This is a genomic window from Bradyrhizobium sp. LjRoot220, from assembly GCF_964252915.1.
GTDB lineage: Bacteria > Pseudomonadota > Alphaproteobacteria > Rhizobiales > Xanthobacteraceae > Bradyrhizobium.
This window is the reverse complement of sequence record NZ_CAXUPS020000005.1, coordinates 220,130-236,930: the sequence shown is the minus strand read 5'-3', so window position 1 is coordinate 236,930 and position 16,801 is coordinate 220,130. Positions and strand designations below refer to the sequence as shown.

Sequence of the window (16,801 nt, the reverse complement as noted above, 5' to 3'; positions counted from 1 at the left end):
ATGAGGTCTTATAGATAGGTCTTATAGACGAGATCTTAGACCCTCATGGTGAGGAGCGCGGCAAAGCCGCGTGTCTCGAACCACGAGGCCTCGAATGCGCGGCAAAGCAAAACTCGTGCAGCATCGGCTTCAAGGCAACAACCTCAGCTGCGAATCTCATCCGGCGTCAGCCCCGGCGAGCCCTGGCCGGCGGCCTCGGCTTTGCGGATCAAGTCCACGACCCGGCGCGACAGCGGGACGTCCAGCCCGCGCCGCTCGGCGATCTCGGTGATGACGCCCTGAAAATAGTCGATCTCGGTGCGCCGGCCGCGCTGCAGATCCTCCCACATCGAGGAGCGCGCCTCGGGATCGATCTTCATCGTCCGCCCCAGCATGGCTTCGAAGATCATGTCCGGCAACCGCAACAGCGGCGGCATCCAGCCCGCGGGGATCGGCGTCGGCGATACCGGCTTGATACCTTCGGTGCGGATCGCCGCCAGGCCTTCGGCCATCTGGTCGGCAAACAATCTCCGCCACGGCCGTTGCGCGAGTTGGCGGCGCAGCGGCAGATCGGCCAGCGCGTTGAGAGCGTTGTTGAGATTGACGAGCAGCTTGCCCCATTGCACGCCGTCGATGTTGCCGGTCGGGCGCATGTTCAATCCGGGCACTGAAAGGCTCGAAGCGGTACCGGCGGCGTCCTGTTCGATCACGATGTCGCCCGAGGTGGCGCGGTGAAACCGCCCGTCGCCGGCCGTGATCACGTTGAACGGCACCATGCCGCCGAGCACGCGCCGGCCGGGCAAGCGGTTGCGCAACACCGCGACGTTGCCGACGCCGTTCTGCAGGCTGACCACAACGACGTCAGGTGGCGCGTGCCGTGCGATGATATCCGCCATGTCAGCGGTATCAGCGCTTTTAACCGACACCAGCACCACGCCGGCATCCCCCAGGATCGATGGATCATCCGACAGCGTGAGCTGGTTCGCGTCAAGCGTTTGATCAAAGCCTTCAAAACTCGTCGGCCGCAGGCCCTTGGCCTCGATCTCGGCAATCACGCGCGGGCGTGCCAGCAGTGCGACACGGCGGCCGCCCGCCGCCAGCATGGCGCCGACGAAACAGCCGATGCTGCCCGCCCCCGCCACGCCAATCGTTCGGCCCGCATTCATTTTCAATTGTCTCTAATGCCCCGCCCTTCGATAGCAGAACCGTGGGGCGGTGCCTATCGAAGGCGCAGAACCCTTGTCAGGCCGCGCCTTGTAACCGTCATGGGCCACCGTTATGTTTCGCGCGGGGGCTGACACGCTGCAGGAGACGACCATGGGTTTACTCGACATACTCAACGGCATGCAGAACGGCCCGCGTGGCCCCGGCAACCCGAACGCGCAATCGGACAGCAAGGAAGGCATGTCGCCGATGACCATGGCGATCCTGGCCCTGCTGGCCTGGAAAGCCGTGAAACATTTCGGCGGCAGTCAGCCCGAAGCGGCGCCCTCCGCGCCCCCGAAAATGCCCGGCAACGTGACCGCGAGTCTGCCCGGCGGTTCGGGTGGCGGCTTAGGTGGCGCTTTGGGCGGCGGCGGTCTCAGCGACCTGATGAAGGGCGGCCTCGGCGGCTTGCTCGCGGGCGGCGCCGCCGGCAGCATTTTGAGTGGCGGTCTCGGCGACCTGCTCAAGCAATTTCAGGAGAAGGGCCAGGGCGACACGGCCAGTTCATGGGTCAGCAATGGCCCCAACAAGGAGATCGCACCGGGCGATCTCGCCAGCGCGCTCGGCGCCGACCAGCTCGAATCGCTGTCCTCGCAGACCGGCATGTCGCGCGATGACCTGCTGCAGGGTCTCAGCCAGTATCTGCCCGACGTGATCAATCATCTGACGCCGGATGGAAGATTGCCGAACGAGAACGAAATCTCGGGCCGGCTTTGACGACGCGATAACGCGGCGCGCTCGCGCGCCGCATCTCCCTCATAGAACATTGCAAAGGACCATCGCCATGGGCGGCATTATCTGGGTCATCGTCGTCGGCTTTGTCGCCGGAATTATCGCGCGGCTGCTGTCGCCCGGGCCGAACAATCCGAGCGGCTTCATCCTGACCACGGTGCTCGGTATCGCCGGCGCGTTTCTGGCCACCTTCATCGGCCAAGCGATGGGCTATTACAGCCCCAATCAGGGCGCCGGCTTCATCACCGCCACCGTCGGCGCGCTGATCGTGCTGTTCATCTGGAACCGGCTGGTGGCAAGCCGCGTGATTTCGGATCCGGGGAATAGGTAGTAATTGCTGTCGTCCCGGCCTTGAGCCGGGACCCATACTCCGCGGCCGCCGTTGTTTTGCGCGGTCTCTAACGCCGTCGCTCTTACCGATAAGGCACGGCGTATGGGTCCCGGCTCAAGGCCGGGACGACGAACTCACAGAATCAAATGCATGCCCGCATCCATGCGGACGAACTCGCCGGTCATCTGTCCCGACGCCGGCGAGGCGAGGAAGCAGACGAGCTGTGCGATATCCTCGGCCGTTGACGCGGTCTTCAGCGGCACCTTCGCTATCACGGAATCCCGCACCGCCTTGGCGCCGGCCTCGCCGCGGCCCTTGGTGAACCAGGGCGTATCGATATAGCCCGGGCATACCGTGTTGACGCGGATCAGCGGCGCCAGTGCGCGGCCCAGCGACTGCGTCATGGTGTTGAGCGCGCCCTTGCTCGCGGCATAGGCCACCGACGAGCCGCCGCCGGAGATGCCGGCCACCGACGACACGTTGACCACGGCGGAAGCCCGCCCGGCGGCTCTCGCGCCGGCTTCGAGCTGGGCGCGCGCGGCGCGGATCATCTGAAACGGGCCGATCGTGTTGACCGCGTAGATGCGCTGGAAATCCTCCGCCGTCAGATCATCCATCTTGTCGTGCGGCACATGTTTGGTGGTGCCGGCATTGTTGACGAGGACGTCAAGCCGTCCCCAGGACGCAGCTGCCGCGGCGATCTTCCTGCAATCCTCGTCGCGCGAGACGTCGCCCTGCACCACGATCACTTCAGCGCCTGCCGTGCGGCAGAGGTCGGCGGTCGCCTCTGCCTCGGCCTTGCTGTTGGAATAATTGACGACGATGCGCGCACCGCCCTTGGCCAGAATGGCCGCGGTCGCAGCCCCAAGACCGGATGCCGAACCCGTTACGATCGCGCTCAAACCATCCTTCGACATCCGCATTTCCTCTTTTTGTTTTGAAACTTTGTTCGAACCATCCGTTCCGCGTCTACCATATCGCGAGGCCAAGTCCCTGCAAATCGGAGAAATCCGCCGAGCGGAATTTATTCTTCGCCTGATGATCCCAACGCTGCCGCTCTGCCGCCCTCGCAGGCGGCCCTGCGGGCAGCGCTTGTCACGGCTATGGCTTTTCCGCATCATAAAGCGCAAGAAAAGAACGCACCCGGGGCGAGACCAGTGCCAATAAACGGTGCCAATCAAGATGAGGAACGCTGTGGCGGAGAGTGAGAACATTGTTGCCGAGACCGCGGAGAAGATCTTCGCCGATCTCGCCGACGCCCAAACCATCAATCGCGACAAGGACGGCGCATGGAAGGCCCCGCTCTGGCAGGCGCTGAGCGATTCTGGCCTGCCGCTGTCCTGGGTGCCGGAAGACTGCGGCGGTTCGGGCGCGAGTCTCGCCGAAGGCTTTTCCGTTCTCAGCGCCGCCGGACGTTTCGCGGTCGCGGTACCGCTGCCGGAAACGATGCTGGCGGGATGGCTGCTGGCGCAGGCGAAAATCTCTTCGCCCGACGGCGAAATGACGGTCGCGCCTGCAAGCCCGAAGGACCGCATCACACTCAATGCCGATGGAAGCCTGTCCGGCAAGGCCCGCGGCGTGCCGTTCGCGAAGGCCGCTAAGCATATCGCTGTCATCGCAGGTGACGCCAAGGGTCTGTCGATCGCGCTCGTCGATGCGGCCAAATGCCGGATCGACGCGGGCCTCGGTCTCGGCGGCGACCACAGCGATACCGTGACGTTCGACAAGGTGCAGCCGGTCACGACCAGGCCGACGCCGAAGGATTTCGAACAGACCCATCTGATGCTGATGGGCGGCGTCGCGCGCTCGCTGCAGATCGCCGGTGCGCTGGAATCGATGCTGGAAATTTCCGTGCGCTATTCCAACGAGCGCGTCGCCTTCGAAAAGAAGATCTCAAAATTCCAGGCGGTGCAGCACAACCTCGCCCGGCTCGCGGGCGAGTCGGCGGCGGCGCTTGCCGCGGCGACCTCAGCCGCGGATGCCATCGCCAACGCGACTTCATTCAACGACGAAGTGTTTCTCGAAGCGGTGTCGGCCAAAATCCGTTGCGCGGAAGCCGCCGAAAAGGGCGGCGGCATCGCCCATCAGGTGCATGGCGCGATCGGCTTCACCATCGAGCATATATTGCATCGTTACTCGCTGCGGGCGCTCGGATGGCGCGACGATTTCGGCTCCGAGAGCTACTGGGCGGTCGAGCTCGGCAAGCTTGTCGCGAACCGCGGCGCCGATGAACTGTGGCCGCTGGTGGCCTCGCGCTGAATTCATAACCGTTTGCCTGCATAGAGACGCACCATGACCGCAGCCCTCCGTTTCGATCCGATCCGCCTGCCGCCCGAATGCGAACAGCTTCGCAAGGAAGTGCGCGCGTTCCTCGCCGAGGAAATCGCTGCCGGCACCTTCGATCCGCACCAGCCCAACCGCGAGGACACCGACGCGCCGGAATTTTCCCGCCGGGTCGGCGCCAAGGGTTGGCTCGGCATGACCTGGCCGAAGAAGTATGGCGGCCATGAACGCTCGTTCCTCGAGCGCTATGTGGTCACGGAAGAGATGCGCGTCGCCAACGCGCCGACGCGGCGCTTCTTCGTCGCCGACCGCCAAAGCGGCCCGGTGCTGCTGAAATACGCGCCCGAGAATATCAAGATGGACATCCTGCCGCGCATCTGCCGCGGCGAGGTCTGCTTTGCGATCGGCATGAGCGAACCGAACTCCGGCTCCGACCTGTTCGCGGCCAAGACCCGCGCCACCAGGACCGACGGCGGCTATCTGATCAACGGCACCAAGATCTGGACCTCGTCGGCGCATATCGCCGACTACATGATCGCGATTTTTCGTACGTCGCCGCCCACCAAAGAGAACCGCCGCCACGGCCTGACGCAGTTTCTGGTCAAGATGAAGCAGCCGGGCATCGAGGTGAACCCGATCGGCCAGATCACCGGCCAGTACGAATTCAACGAAGTCGTATTCACCGACTTCTTCGTGCCCGAGGATCACGTGCTCGGCGAAGTCGACGGCGCCTGGAAGCAGGCGACATCGGAGCTCGCGTATGAACGTTCCGGCCCGGAACGCTTTCTCGAAACCTATTATGTGCTGACCGAACTGGTCCGCGCGGTCGGCAAGAACCCGGACACCCGCAGCGCCGAAGGCATCGGCCGCCTGGTGGCGCAGTTGCACACCATGCGGCGCATGTCGGTCTCTGTTGCTGGCATGCTGCAGGCCGGCAAGGAGCCGGTGGTGGAAGCCTCGATCGTCAAGGACATCGGCACGGTGTGGGAGCAGGCGCTGCCGCACCGGGTGCGCGACCTCGCGGCGTTCGTCGAGGAAACCGCCACCAACCGCGAGACGCTGGAAAAACAGCTCTCGTTCGCGATCAAGACCGCGCCGAAACTGACGATCCAGGGCGGCACCACCGAAGTACTGCGCGGCATCATCGCCCGCGGGCTGGGTTTGCGCTAGCGCGCGGCCTGGCTTGCGCTAATTCAACGAGGAAACAAAATGACAAAATACACGGATATCGGCGTCGAGAAGCACGGTCATGTCGGCCTGATCGAAATCCAGCGGCCGCCGCTGAACTTCTTCGACATCTCGCTGATCAACCAGATCGCGGATGCGCTGGAGGAGTTCGACAAGGATATCGAAATCCGCGCGTCGGTTCTCGCCGCCCAGGGCAAGGCGTTCTGCGCCGGCGCCAATTTCAGCGATCCGAAGCGGCAGGAGCAGGAAGCAGCCGAGGCGGAAGCAGCCAAAAAAGGCGATCCCGCCGACAGCCTCGGTTCGATCAACAGCCTCTATCTGCACGCGGTGCGCATTTTCCGCGCCAGGAAGCCGGTCGTCGCAGCCGTGCATGGCGCCGCGATCGGCGGCGGCCTCGGTCTTGCGGTATCGGCTGACTTCCGCGTCACCTGCCCCGAGGCGCGCTTCTCGGCCAACTTCACCAAACTCGGTTTTCATCCGGGCTTCGGGCTGACCACGACGCTTCCCGAACTGGTCGGCAAGAACAACGCGGAACTGATCTTCTACACCAGCCGCCGCATTACCGGCGAGGAGGCCACCAAAATGGGCCTCGCCAACCTCTGCGTGCCGCAGGATCAGGTGCGCGCCGAAGCCATGAAGCTCGCCGCTGAAATCGCCGAATGTTCGCCGCTCGGCCTGCTCTCGACCCGCGCCACCATGCGCGCCGGCCTCGCCGACCGCGTGCTGGCCGCGACCAACCACGAACTCGCCGAACAGTCGCGCCTGCGCGCCACCGAGGATTTCAAGGAAGGCGTCAAGGCGACGGCTGAGCGAAGGGTCGCGAATTTCAAGGGGCGGTGAGGTTTTCAAATGTCGTAGGGGATCGCTACTCTCTCAACACGTCGTTCCGGCCTTGAGCTCAGATGCGCAATTGCGCATCGGGGGACCCATACGCCGCGGCTTATCGGTGAGAGCGCTGAGGTGGATACTTTTAAAGACAACAAGCGCCGCGGAGTATGGGTACCGGCGTTCGCCGGGACGACCCGTGGTTAGTTCTTGCGTACGACTAACGCATCCACGATCGTCACGCCCTGCCCCTCGGCATGCACCAGCACCGGGTTGATCTCGATTTCCGAGATCTCCTGCGCATGTCGCGCCGCCAGCACCGACACTTGCGAAATCAATTCAGATAGCACGGCGACATCGGCCTTCGCCGCGCCACGAAACCCATTCAGCAGTGGCGCCGCCTTGAGCGATGCCAGCATCGCCGAGGCTTCCTCGGCACTCACCGGCGCCGGCCGGTAGATCACATCGCGAAACAATTCCGTGGTGATGCCGCCGAGACCGACCATGACCATCGGCCCGAAGACCTTGTCCGTCAGCGTGCCGACGATGATCTCGACGCCCTTTTTGGCCATCGGCCCGACCAGCACGCCCTGGATCGCGGCACCCGGCCGGTGTTGTCGCGCGTTGTCGAGCAGCATGCCGTAGGCGGTAAACGCCTCGCCCTTGGTCGCGATGTTGATGCGGACGCCGCCGACCTCGCTCTTGTGCGGGATATCGCGCGACTGGATTTTCATCACCAGCGGAAAGCCCGCGCGCGCTATGGCGGCATCGAGTTCGCCTCGCGCCGTCACCAGTATTTCGTCCGGCACCGCGATGCCGGCGTCACGCAGCAACGACTTGCTGTCGAACTCCGACAGCGCCGGTGTTTTCAGGTGTGCCGAGATATCGCGCGGCGGCAACGCGGCAGCTTCCGCCGGCGCGGCCAACTTGAAATTGGAATATTCCACCAGCTGCCGCATCGCGACGGCGACATGCGTCAGACCCGAGAACACCACGACACCGGATTTCGCCAGCTCCGTGCGCGCGAACTGCGACGGCAGCGTGTAGGAATAGAACACGATCGGCTTGTGCTGCGCCGCTATCACCGGCTTCAGCTCGGCCTCCCTGAACCACATCCGCACCTCGCTCGACAGCGACAGCACCACCAGAATGGCGTCGACCTCGTCGGAAGTCGCGAGCAGATCGATGGTCTTCTGCAAGCCGCCGCTGCTGACGCCCTGCGCGGTGACGTCGATCGGATTGCCGGCGGCGCCATAGGACGGCATCCATTGCTTGATCTGGTTCTGTATCGACGGCGACAGTTCCGGAACCTTCAGCCCCTGCATCGAGACGGTGTCGGCGCCCCAGATCCCGCCGCCACCGGACACGGTCAGCACCGCTACGCGGTCGCCCTTCGGCAATGGATTGGTCGTCAGCACCGCCGCGATCGTCACGGCCTCGTCGAGATCGTTGGAAACGATAAAACCGTATTTTGCGAATACCGCGTCGTAAGCCGCCGACCATCCCGCCATGCTGGCGGTGTGCGAGGCCGCGGCGCGCTCGCCGGCATTGGAGCGACCGACCTTTGTGACAATGACCGGTTTTCGCGTTTCCGCGGCGCGGCGCGCGGCGGCGAGAAACTTGTCGACGTCGCGGATGCCTTCGATGAACAGCAGGATCACGTCGGTGGCAGCATCCTGCACCATGTAATCCAGGAATTCGCCGGCGCCGAGATCGCTTTCGTTGCCGGCGCTGACGCAATAGCTGATCGCAACGCCGAGCGCCTTGGCGCGATGCTTGATGGCAAAGCCGATGCCGCCGGATTGCGCGACGATGGCGATCCGCCTTGTGGTCGCAACCAGCGGAACATGGCCCGGCTTGACGTCGACCGTCGGGCTGAAGGTGGCCGCGACCTTCTGCACTTCGCTGAGAAAACCCTCGGCATTGGGGCCTGAAATCCGCATGCCGGTGCGCTTCGCCAGCGCGGCGATCGCGTCCTGCATCGCGGCGCTGTCGCCGCCTTCCTCCGCAAAGCCGGAGGAGATGATCACGGCGTTCTTGACGCCGACCGCGGCACACTCTTCCAGCGCACCCACCACGGCGCGGGCGGGAATGACGATGATCGCGAGATCGATGGGTGCGTCGACCTCGGCAACGGTCTTGTAGCATTTGAGCCCGTCGATATCGGGATAGTTCGGGTTGATCGGATAGATCCTGCCCGGATACTCGTTCTTGCGCAGCATCGACAGCAGCCGCCCGGGTATCTTCTCCTGATCGCGCGAGGCGCCGATCAGCGCGATGCTGTCGGGCGCGAAGAAGCTGTCGAGCGGATGCGGCATTTTTCGACTCCGACATGGCCGGGCATAGCCGTCAAGGACGGCGTCGCTTCGCTCGCCTATGCCCGGCCATCCACGTCTTACTTTCCGCCGGACCTTAAAGACGTGGATGCCCGGGACAAGCCCGGGCATGACGACGACTGGGAGAGCACACGTCAATCACGCCACCAGACTAAACCTCACCCCGCACAGTTCAAATCCGTCGCCGGACACCTTGCATCCCTTCGCCCTGGCCGCATCCCGCACTTTTGCGATATCCGCGACCTCAAACGTCAACCCGCTCATCAGATCGGCAGACCCCTTGACGAAGTGGAAGCTGGCATTGGGCAGTTTCAGCTCCGGCGCGCCGCCGCCATTCTTGCTGACGGCGACACCGATGATCTTGCCCCAATGCGCAGCCAGCACCTCCGGCTCCGGGCTTTCCATCTCGACATCCGTCAGCGCCAGCGTCACGTCCTTGGCGATCGCCTTCTGCCAGTCGGGACCGGCCGGCGGATAGGTTCCCAGAACATCGTCGCTGCCTTCGGTGTGGTTGAACTCGATGAAGGCGGCGCGGCAATCGCGCGGGTGCAATTGCACGCCGTGATAGGGCGCGTGCGTGATGACGTTCGCGGTCCGCACGCCCATCGCGTTGGCGCGTTTGCCGTAGGCGTCGGGGTCGTCGCAGCAGAAGATCGCCATATAGCCGCCGCGACCGCCGTTCTTGTCGATGAAGCGTCCCGCCGCGGTGCCCGGCTGGAATGGCGCCACCACTTCCAGCAAAATGGTGTCGACCGGCAGCAGCGCATTCTCGAGGCCGTATTTGGCAACGTTGCCGTCACGGTAGCACTCCTTCAGCCCCATGATCCCTGCAATGTCCGAAATCACGGGCTCCAGCTTCGGCGCCACCAGGCAGATCTGCCGCAGCCTCATATAGCCTGCCATTTCCACGCCCTCTCAATGGTTCTGGAACACGGGCTTGCGCTTCTCGACGAACGCCTTGGCCGCTTCCTTGTGATCGAGGGTCTCGCCCGAACGCGAATGGTGGATCGCCTCGGCGTCAAAACATTCTTCCAGCGACATCGTCTCGGCGTTGTTGATGTTGCGCTTGATGTAGCCGAGCGTGATCGACGGGCCCTGCGCCAGCGACATCGCCAGATCATGCGCCACCGCTTCGACTTCGGCATCGGGCACCACCCTGGTCACCATGCCGAGGTTGTAGGCCTCCTGCGCACTGAGCACCGGCGAGGTCAAATACAATTCCCGCGCCCTGGCGCTGCCGAGCATCTGGGTTAGAAAGTACGTGCCGCCGTAGTCGCCCGACAGTCCGACTTTTGCAAACGCGGTGGTGATCTTGCACGAGGCGCTGGCGACGCGAAGGTCGCAGGCGAGCGCGATCGAAAGCCCGGCGCCGGCGGCTGCGCCATCGAGCTGCGCGACGACAGGCTTTTGCATCTGGTGCAGGATGCGCGAGACTTCCATGCCGCGGCGCAGGTTGACCATCTTGGCTTCGAACGACAGCGGCGCCCGCCCCTCCGCCATCGATTTGACGTCACCGCCGACGCAGAACGTGCCGCCCGCGCCCTTCAGCAGCACCGCGCGCACTTCGTGATCCTCGGCCGCGCGCCGCGCCGCATCGACGAGACCGCGCGTCATGTCCGGATTGAGCGCATTGCGGCGGTCGGGACGGTTCATGATGATGGTGAGCAGGCCCTGGTTGAGCTGCTGGAGGACCATTTCGTTCTGGCTCATGGGGTGTTGCCTTCGTTGTTATTGGTTGATTCCGTCATTCCGGGATGGTGCGTAGCACCAGACCTCAGATGCGCAATTGCGCATCGGGGAATCTCGAGATCCCCCGATGCGCAATTGCGCATCTGAGGTTCGCTTCGCGCCCCGGGATGACGGCCTTCGGCCGTCACTTCTTCACCAGCGGGCAGCGCGACAATTCCAGCGACTGGAACGCCTCGTTGCCGGGAATGGTGGCCAGCAGCTTGTAATCGTCCCAGCGGCCTTTGGATTCCGACGGCTTCTTGACCTCGAACAGGTACATGTCGTGCACCATGCGGCCGTCCTCGCGAATCCGGCCGTTTTTGGCGAACATGTCGTTGATCGGGGTCTCCTTCATGATCTTGATCACGGCCGCCGCATCGGTGGTGCCGGCAGCCTTCACCGCCTTCAAATAATGCGTGACCGACGAATAGGTGCCGGCCTGCACCGCCGACGGCACGCGCTTGATCCGCTCCATGAAGCGTTTGGAAAACGCCCGGGTCTCGTCATTGAGGTCCCAATAGAACGCTTCCGACAGCAGCAGCCCCTGCGAAGTTTCGAGGCCGACGCTGTCAATGTCGGTGATGAAGGCGAGCAGCGGCGATACTTTCTGGCCGCTCTTCATCAGCCCGAACTCGGCCGCCTGCTTGATGGCGTTGATGGTGTCGCCGCCGGCGTTGGCAAGCCCGATCACCTTGGCCTTCGAGCTTTGCGCCTGCAGCAGATAGGACGAGAAATCTGAAGTGTTGAGCGGATGCCGCACGGTGCCCAGCACCTTGCCGCCGGACTTCCGCACGACGTTGGTGGTGTCCTTTTCCAGATCCTGCCCGAACGCGTAGTCCGCGGTGAGGAAGTACCAGCTGTCGAGGCCCTGCTTGACGGCGGCCAAACCGGTCACGTTGGCCTGCGCAAATGTGTCGAACACATAGTGGACGGTATAGGGACCGCAGGCCTCGTTGGAGAGCCGGATCGAGCCCGGACCATTGAACATGTTGATCTTGCCGCGCGCCTTGGAGATCTCGAGCGCAGCAAGCGCGGTCGCCGACGCCGCCACGTCGAACAGCATTTCGACCCCCTGATTGTCGAACATGTCGCGGGCGATGTTGGCGGCGAGGTCGGCCTTGTTGAGATGGTCGGCAGCGACGATCTCGATCTTGCGACCAAGCACCTCGCCGCCGAAATCTTCCACCGCCATTTTCGCAGCCAGTTCGCTACCCGGCCCGGTGATGTCGGCGTAGAGCCCGGACATATCGAGGATGCCACCGAGCTTGAGCGGAGGCTTGGCCTGCGCCAGGGCCGCGGTGCTCGACATCGCCAAGGTAATTGCCGAGACAGCTGCGAAAATGCCCGTGACAACCCGTTTCATGAAGCCTCCCTTTTCTGGCTGCCGCATTGCTTGCGGCTTTCAATTTCACGCGGCGCGATCATGCCGCATGGCCCCCACAGCGGCAAGGCGCGCGCGCAACGCGTTGCGCATGCGTTTTTCCGTTAAGCGGAATGGTGCCTCACAAAGTTCGTCATGCCCGGCCTTGTGCCGGGCATCCACGTCTATGTTTCACTAGTGAGAGAAAGACGTGGATGACCGGGCATAGGCGAGCGGAAGCGACGCCGTCCTTCGGCTACGCCCGGCCATGACGCAAGAGAGGAAAGCGTCTCGAAAGGAACGAGGCCAGGAACGACGACTGTGGCCTCATGGTTCGAGACGGCGCAAGCGCGCCTCCTCACCATGAGGATAATGATGCGGTATGCTCGACTGCCAACACAAGGAGCCAACACCGACGGTATGAGACATCCGCACCAACATAGTCACGTCTCGCGCATCGCAGCCATGCTCATCTGTGGCTCGGTCGTCATGGCCGTCACTCCGGCAAACGCCGCCGGCTGCAGCTTCGAACCGCAGGGCGAGGGCCGTGTCACCGCCGTGCTGGACGCACGCACTTTTCGGCTCGACGATGGGCGTGAAGTCCGCCTCGCGGGCATCGCGCCTTCAATCAACGACAAGACGGAGGCCACCGCAGCTCTGTCATCGATCGTCACCGGGCACGAGGTGACGCTGCGCGGCGAGGACGACGCGCCGGACCGTTATGGCCGCCAGTCCGCCTTCGTATTCCTGCCGGGTTCCGAGACGACAGTGCAAAGCGAGTTGCTGCGTCGCGGCGAGGCGCTGGTTTCGACCGAAATGGCCAGCAAGGACTGCGCCGCGGAGCTGGCGGCCGGCGAGGCCGAGGCGCGGCAGGCCAAAAGGGGAACCTGGGCCGATCCCACGGCCATAAAAAACGCGGAAAGTCCCGGCGATATTTTGGCCGGGATTGGGCGCTTTACGGTGGTCGAGGGCAGGGTTTTGTCCGTGCGGCAGGCAGGGGCAACGACCTATCTGAATTTTGGCCGGAACTGGACACGGGACTTTGCTGTGACTATTTCAAGGCGCATGGTACCGGCGTTCGAGGCGGCCGGGCTGTCACCTAAGTCCCTCGAAAATCGACGGATTCGTGTCCGCGGCTATGTCGAGGCGCGCGGCGGGCCACGGATCGACGTGCTCCGGGTGGGGCAAATTGAAGTGCTGGGTGGGAACTGAAGGGTTTTCGAGCGAAGTGGGTACCGTTCGCGTGAAGAAAACGCGTCAAAACAGGATTTCGGGCGAGCCGATTGAATCCAACCGGATCGCACCCTCGATTCAGAAGAGAAGAGTGGGCTGACGTGACGCAGCGTTCAGAACGGCGCGAGGGGAGTACAGGCCGCCGCCTTTTGGCTGCGCCGGCCGTGCTGTGCGCTGCGTTGACGCTGTCGGCCTGCGGCAGCGTCGGCGGCCGGTTCGAGACCGCAACGCCGACGACGGCTACGTCGCCCGCCAAGCCAGCCCGCACCGTGGCGCAGACACCGGCGAGCGAGCGCGAGCATGAGCGTATCCTCTCCTCCTATGGCGGCGCCTACGACGATCCGAAGCTGGAAGCGCTGATCAGCAAGACCGTCGACCGGCTGGTCGCGGCCTCCGATCGTCCCGACCAGGCCTATCGGGTCACGATCCTGAATTCCGGCGCGGTCAACGCGTTCGCACTGCCGACCGGCCAGCTCTATGTCACGCGCGGCCTGATTGCGCTCGCCAGCGACACCTCGGAATTGTCCTCGGTGCTGAGCCACGAGATGGCGCACGTGCTGGCGAAACACGCCTCGATCCGCGACGACAAGGCAAGGCAGGCCGCCGTCGTCACCCGCGTCGTCACCGACATGAGCAACGATCCGGATCTCACAGCGCTGGCGCTCGCGAAGACAAAACTCACAATGGCGAGCTTCTCCCGCGCGCAGGAGTTCGAGGCCGACGGCATCGGCGTCGGCATTTCGGCGCGCGCGCATTTCGATCCCTATGGCGCTTCCCGCTTCCTGAGCGCGATGGAGCGCAACGCCGCGCTGAAGGCCGGCAAGACCTCGCTCGATCCCCGCGCGCAGGATTTCCTGTCGTCGCATCCGGCAACCCCGGAGCGGGTGCAGAACGCGCAGAACTCGGCGCGGCAATATTCGTCGCCGGAAGGCGGCGAGCGCGACCGCGAGACGTATCTGGCCGCGATCGACAACATCGTCTATGGCGAGGATCCCAGCGAAGGTTTCGTGCGCGGGCGACGTTTCCTGCATCCCAAGCTGGGCTTCACCTTTGCGGCCCCCGAGACCTTCACGCTCGATAACACCGCGCAGGCCGTGATCGGCGTCCGCGAGGGCGGCACGCAGGCGATGCGCTTCGACGTGGTACGGGTGCCGGCGGAGCAGACGCTCGGCGATTATCTCAATTCCGGCTGGATGGACGGCGTCGAGAAGGCGTCGACCGAGGATATCACCATCAACGGCTTCCCTGCCGCGTCGGCCTCGGCACATGGCGACCAGTGGCAGTTCAAGGTCTACGCGCTGCGCTTCGGCAGCGACGTCTACCGCTTCATTTTCGCCGCCAAGCAGAAGACCACCGAGAGCGAACGCAACGCGCGCGAGACCGTCAATTCGTTCCGCCGCCTGACGCTCGAGGAGATTCAGGCGGCACGTCCGTTGCGCATAAAAGTCATCACCGTGCAGCCCGGCGACACCGTGGAATCGCTCTCGCACCGCATGGCCGGCGTCGACCGCCCGGCCCAGCGCTTCCGCATCCTCAACGGCCTTGACGCCAACGCCCAGGTCAAGACCCGCGACCGCGTCAAGATCGTGGTGGATTGACGCGCCAAAGGCGCGTCATCCCCGATGCGCAGTTGCGCATCAGGGAGCGCGATGCGAACCCGGGATCTCGAGATTCCACCACTGTCCACTGTCGTCACGGACAAGCGAAGCGCGGTCTCAGATGCGCAACTGCGCATCGGGGGACCTACAACCACCGATGTAGGTTGTCGCACGACGCTGTGGCTCCAGCGGCTTCCAACAACACGCATTCGTGGCTATGGGTCCCCGCGTTCGCGAGGACGACGAGTGAATGTATGGCGAGCGCTGCCGTCTACTCGCTCACGACCAAGCCTCAGTGCGTCGTGGGCTCGAGAACCACGACCACGCCGGTCATTTCCGGCTCATGCGGCCTCAGACTGGTGAGCGTTGCATCGCTCCAGTCCGCGAGACTGACGACTTCGCCGCTTTGAGCATCGGTCTCGGGCGCTCCCGCAGGCTCCAGAACCTTGAGGCCGCGGCTGTCGAGGAAGAACGTATGATTCCCGAACAAATTGTTCAGTTGGGGAACTGCCGGGTGATTGTCGGGAAGAACCTCAGCATCGAATTGGCTCAGGGTCTGTTTAACCTGCGTCGAGTTCAGCTTCATTATCTACTCCATCCAGTTTTCGACTTTTAGCCCGTCTGCGTGTGCTCTCCTCCCGGACGCGAAACCAGGCTGAGAGCTTCCCCGGCCACGCCATCGCCGTCGACATCCCCGAGCGACAGGATGCCCACAAGGCGCTTGTGGCGATCCAGCACCGGCATACGCCGGACCTGGATCTCGCCCATGTTGAGCGTCACATCCTCGATGTCTTGATCGTCAAAGCAGTACTTGACGTTGGTCGTCATGACGTCACGGACCTTGGCATCCGGGCCCTTACCCACTGCAACACCGCGAATGGCGATGTCACGATCGGTAATCATGCCAACAAGCCGGTCATCATCGCCGACAGGCAGAACCCCCGCGTCAAGTCCCGCCATGGCGATCGCCGCCTGCTGGATCGTTTCGTCCGGACTGGCGACGTAGACATCGTGCGTCATTGCTTCGCTCACTTTCATCCGACAAACCCCTTTGTGCTTATTACAGGTCTTACAGGTCCTTGTTACAGGTCCTTGCCGGGCTTGCTCCCGCCCGGACTTGCCTGCCGCCGCATGTGTGGCAGACCAATCCTGGGCAAAGCCGATCCACTTCGTTCCCGATTGAACAATGCAATGGATCGGTGCAGCCGAGCCTTGCTTGCCGACTACCTCCATCGAATGAACCCGCTCCAGAAACGTTCCCGACCATCGCGGTAAACTTTAAATCGGCTACGGTCGGGCTTCCGTGCTTTCGCTTACATGTCTCTCTTCTCTCTCGCGTTAGCTGCCGCCGGACTTGCCGAAATAGCCGACCCGCGGCTCAGGCGGCGACAAGCCGCTCTATCTCGGCAACCGGGTGCGACGTCAGCTCCTTTGGAATTTCCGCGGTCACACGCGCGATGACCTCCGCGTGAAGCGCCTTGCGAATATTGCCGAGCACTTTCGGCGGCGCGATGATGATAAGTTTCTCGAAAAGATTGGCGTGAGCATGGCGATATAGAGCGTCGGCGAGTTCGCCGGCAAATCGCTCCTCGGCAATGTAATGCCAGTCCGCTTCTTCCATGGCACTTCGGGCAACACCAACACTTGCATTGGTCCGGCCCGGACGATCGCTACCCTGCTCGCGGGTTGGCGGATTGTCGCGCTCGAGAACCTGCTCGACGACCAACCGGACCTTTTGCGCATGGCCTTTGTTGCGCAGGAACAACGCTTTTTGACCGTCGCCGACGAGAATGAGAGTATTGTGGGAGACGAGCGGCCTGGGTTCCGTGACCATTTCGATGATGGGCTCCATTGGCTGCTTCAAGTTGACGCGCGATCCGCAACGCTTTGATCTGGCGTTCAGACTAACGCGCCAGCCGTTGCGCAGTTTCCTAATTCGGTCGCCGGCATCGTGCGCAATTGCGCGCCACCCGCAGCGGGGACTGCACGGCTGCGACGCAAA

At 63.4% G+C, this 16,801-nt stretch carries 16 protein-coding genes; 7 read left to right on the top strand and 9 right to left on the bottom strand.

Annotated features, from left to right (window positions below):
• Positions 1-143: 143 nt before the first annotated feature.
• The gene (locus ACSQ84_RS22370; protein ID WP_436213873.1) at positions 144-1,145 is read right to left on the bottom strand and encodes a 2-dehydropantoate 2-reductase; all 1,002 of its coding nucleotides are present in this window, start codon (positions 1,143-1,145) and stop codon (positions 144-146) included.
• Between the two features lie 151 nt (positions 1,146-1,296).
• Between ACSQ84_RS22370 and ACSQ84_RS22365 the strand changes: the two genes are divergently transcribed.
• Entirely contained in the window at positions 1,297-1,902 is a 606-nt protein-coding gene (locus ACSQ84_RS22365; protein WP_436213872.1) for a YidB family protein, read from the top strand.
• 67 nt (positions 1,903-1,969) lie between these two features.
• Entirely contained in the window at positions 1,970-2,248 is a 279-nt protein-coding gene (locus ACSQ84_RS22360) for a GlsB/YeaQ/YmgE family stress response membrane protein (RefSeq protein ID WP_436213871.1), read from the top strand.
• Positions 2,249-2,382: 134 nt separating this feature from the next.
• On the opposite strand, the gene ACSQ84_RS22355 is transcribed toward ACSQ84_RS22360, so the two are convergent.
• Entirely contained in the window at positions 2,383-3,165 is a 783-nt protein-coding gene (locus ACSQ84_RS22355) for an SDR family NAD(P)-dependent oxidoreductase (RefSeq protein ID WP_436213870.1), read from the bottom strand.
• 277 nt (positions 3,166-3,442) lie between these two features.
• Here ACSQ84_RS22355 and ACSQ84_RS22350 point away from each other — a divergent pair, with 277 nt between their 5' ends.
• From ACSQ84_RS22350 to ACSQ84_RS22340, 3 genes are read left to right on the top strand one after another with little or no spacing between them, the layout of a single operon-like run.
• Positions 3,443-4,507, top strand: coding sequence for an acyl-CoA dehydrogenase family protein (locus ACSQ84_RS22350; protein WP_436213869.1), 1,065 nt, complete (start codon positions 3,443-3,445; stop codon positions 4,505-4,507).
• A gap of 33 nt (positions 4,508-4,540) precedes the next feature.
• A complete protein-coding gene (locus tag ACSQ84_RS22345; RefSeq protein ID WP_436213868.1) occupies positions 4,541-5,701 on the top strand; it encodes an acyl-CoA dehydrogenase family protein in 1,161 nt (386 codons plus the stop codon).
• 39 nt (positions 5,702-5,740) lie between these two features.
• Positions 5,741-6,559: an enoyl-CoA hydratase/isomerase family protein gene (locus ACSQ84_RS22340; protein ID WP_436213867.1), complete on the top strand. Its 819-nt coding sequence runs from the start codon at positions 5,741-5,743 to the stop codon at positions 6,557-6,559.
• A gap of 188 nt (positions 6,560-6,747) precedes the next feature.
• On the opposite strand, the gene ACSQ84_RS22335 is transcribed toward ACSQ84_RS22340, so the two are convergent.
• From ACSQ84_RS22335 to ACSQ84_RS22320, 4 genes are all read right to left on the bottom strand, one after another.
• A complete protein-coding gene (locus tag ACSQ84_RS22335; RefSeq protein WP_436213866.1) occupies positions 6,748-8,862 on the bottom strand; it encodes an acetate--CoA ligase family protein in 2,115 nt (704 codons plus the stop codon).
• A 156-nt stretch (positions 8,863-9,018) separates the two neighbouring features.
• Positions 9,019-9,783: a hypothetical protein gene (locus ACSQ84_RS22330; protein WP_436213865.1), complete on the bottom strand. Its 765-nt coding sequence runs from the start codon at positions 9,781-9,783 to the stop codon at positions 9,019-9,021.
• A 12-nt stretch (positions 9,784-9,795) separates the two neighbouring features.
• Positions 9,796-10,590 (bottom strand): enoyl-CoA hydratase, encoded by a 795-nt coding sequence (locus tag ACSQ84_RS22325; protein ID WP_436213864.1) that lies wholly within the window; start codon positions 10,588-10,590, stop codon positions 9,796-9,798.
• A 163-nt stretch (positions 10,591-10,753) separates the two neighbouring features.
• A complete protein-coding gene (locus tag ACSQ84_RS22320; RefSeq protein WP_436213863.1) occupies positions 10,754-11,971 on the bottom strand; it encodes an ABC transporter substrate-binding protein in 1,218 nt (405 codons plus the stop codon).
• Between the two features lie 462 nt (positions 11,972-12,433).
• On the opposite strand from ACSQ84_RS22320, the gene ACSQ84_RS22315 reads away from it, so the two are divergent.
• Positions 12,434-13,180: a thermonuclease family protein gene (locus ACSQ84_RS22315; RefSeq protein ID WP_436213862.1), complete on the top strand. Its 747-nt coding sequence runs from the start codon at positions 12,434-12,436 to the stop codon at positions 13,178-13,180.
• 122 nt (positions 13,181-13,302) lie between these two features.
• A complete protein-coding gene (locus tag ACSQ84_RS22310; protein WP_436213861.1) occupies positions 13,303-14,799 on the top strand; it encodes a M48 family metalloprotease in 1,497 nt (498 codons plus the stop codon).
• Positions 14,800-15,091: 292 nt separating this feature from the next.
• Here ACSQ84_RS22310 and ACSQ84_RS22305 read toward each other — a convergent pair whose 3' ends face one another.
• From ACSQ84_RS22305 to ACSQ84_RS22295, 3 genes are all read right to left on the bottom strand, one after another.
• Positions 15,092-15,385 carry a hypothetical protein gene (locus ACSQ84_RS22305; RefSeq protein WP_436213860.1) on the bottom strand — a complete coding sequence of 98 codons (294 nt, stop codon included), beginning with the start codon at positions 15,383-15,385 and terminating at the stop codon, positions 15,092-15,094.
• A 26-nt stretch (positions 15,386-15,411) separates the two neighbouring features.
• The gene (locus ACSQ84_RS22300) at positions 15,412-15,837 is read right to left on the bottom strand and encodes a CBS domain-containing protein (RefSeq protein ID WP_436213859.1); all 426 of its coding nucleotides are present in this window, start codon (positions 15,835-15,837) and stop codon (positions 15,412-15,414) included.
• A gap of 340 nt (positions 15,838-16,177) precedes the next feature.
• Complete coding sequence (locus ACSQ84_RS22295; protein ID WP_436213858.1) at positions 16,178-16,651, bottom strand: host attachment family protein; 474 nt, start codon at positions 16,649-16,651, stop codon at positions 16,178-16,180.
• Positions 16,652-16,801: the final 150 nt, after the last annotated feature.

Bases quoted from the DNA above. Each gene is read 5' to 3' on its own strand.
- ACSQ84_RS22370 (WP_436213873.1), bottom strand. From the start codon at position 1,145: ATGAATGCGGGCCGAACGATTGGCGTGGCGGGGGCGGGCAGCATCGGC.
- ACSQ84_RS22365 (WP_436213872.1), top strand. From the start codon at position 1,297: ATGGGTTTACTCGACATACTCAACGGCATGCAGAACGGCCCGCGTGGC.
- ACSQ84_RS22360 (WP_436213871.1), top strand. From the start codon at position 1,970: ATGGGCGGCATTATCTGGGTCATCGTCGTCGGCTTTGTCGCCGGAATT.
- ACSQ84_RS22355 (WP_436213870.1), bottom strand. From the start codon at position 3,165: ATGTCGAAGGATGGTTTGAGCGCGATCGTAACGGGTTCGGCATCCGGT.
- ACSQ84_RS22345 (WP_436213868.1), top strand. From the start codon at position 4,541: ATGACCGCAGCCCTCCGTTTCGATCCGATCCGCCTGCCGCCCGAATGC.
- ACSQ84_RS22340 (WP_436213867.1), top strand. From the start codon at position 5,741: ATGACAAAATACACGGATATCGGCGTCGAGAAGCACGGTCATGTCGGC.
- ACSQ84_RS22335 (WP_436213866.1), bottom strand. From the start codon at position 8,862: ATGCCGCATCCGCTCGACAGCTTCTTCGCGCCCGACAGCATCGCGCTG.
- ACSQ84_RS22330 (WP_436213865.1), bottom strand. From the start codon at position 9,783: ATGGCAGGCTATATGAGGCTGCGGCAGATCTGCCTGGTGGCGCCGAAG.
- ACSQ84_RS22325 (WP_436213864.1), bottom strand. From the start codon at position 10,590: ATGAGCCAGAACGAAATGGTCCTCCAGCAGCTCAACCAGGGCCTGCTC.
- ACSQ84_RS22320 (WP_436213863.1), bottom strand. From the start codon at position 11,971: ATGAAACGGGTTGTCACGGGCATTTTCGCAGCTGTCTCGGCAATTACC.
- ACSQ84_RS22315 (WP_436213862.1), top strand. From the start codon at position 12,434: ATGCTCATCTGTGGCTCGGTCGTCATGGCCGTCACTCCGGCAAACGCC.
- ACSQ84_RS22305 (WP_436213860.1), bottom strand. From the start codon at position 15,385: ATGAAGCTGAACTCGACGCAGGTTAAACAGACCCTGAGCCAATTCGAT.
- ACSQ84_RS22300 (WP_436213859.1), bottom strand. From the start codon at position 15,837: ATGAAAGTGAGCGAAGCAATGACGCACGATGTCTACGTCGCCAGTCCG.
- ACSQ84_RS22295 (WP_436213858.1), bottom strand. From the start codon at position 16,651: ATGGAGCCCATCATCGAAATGGTCACGGAACCCAGGCCGCTCGTCTCC.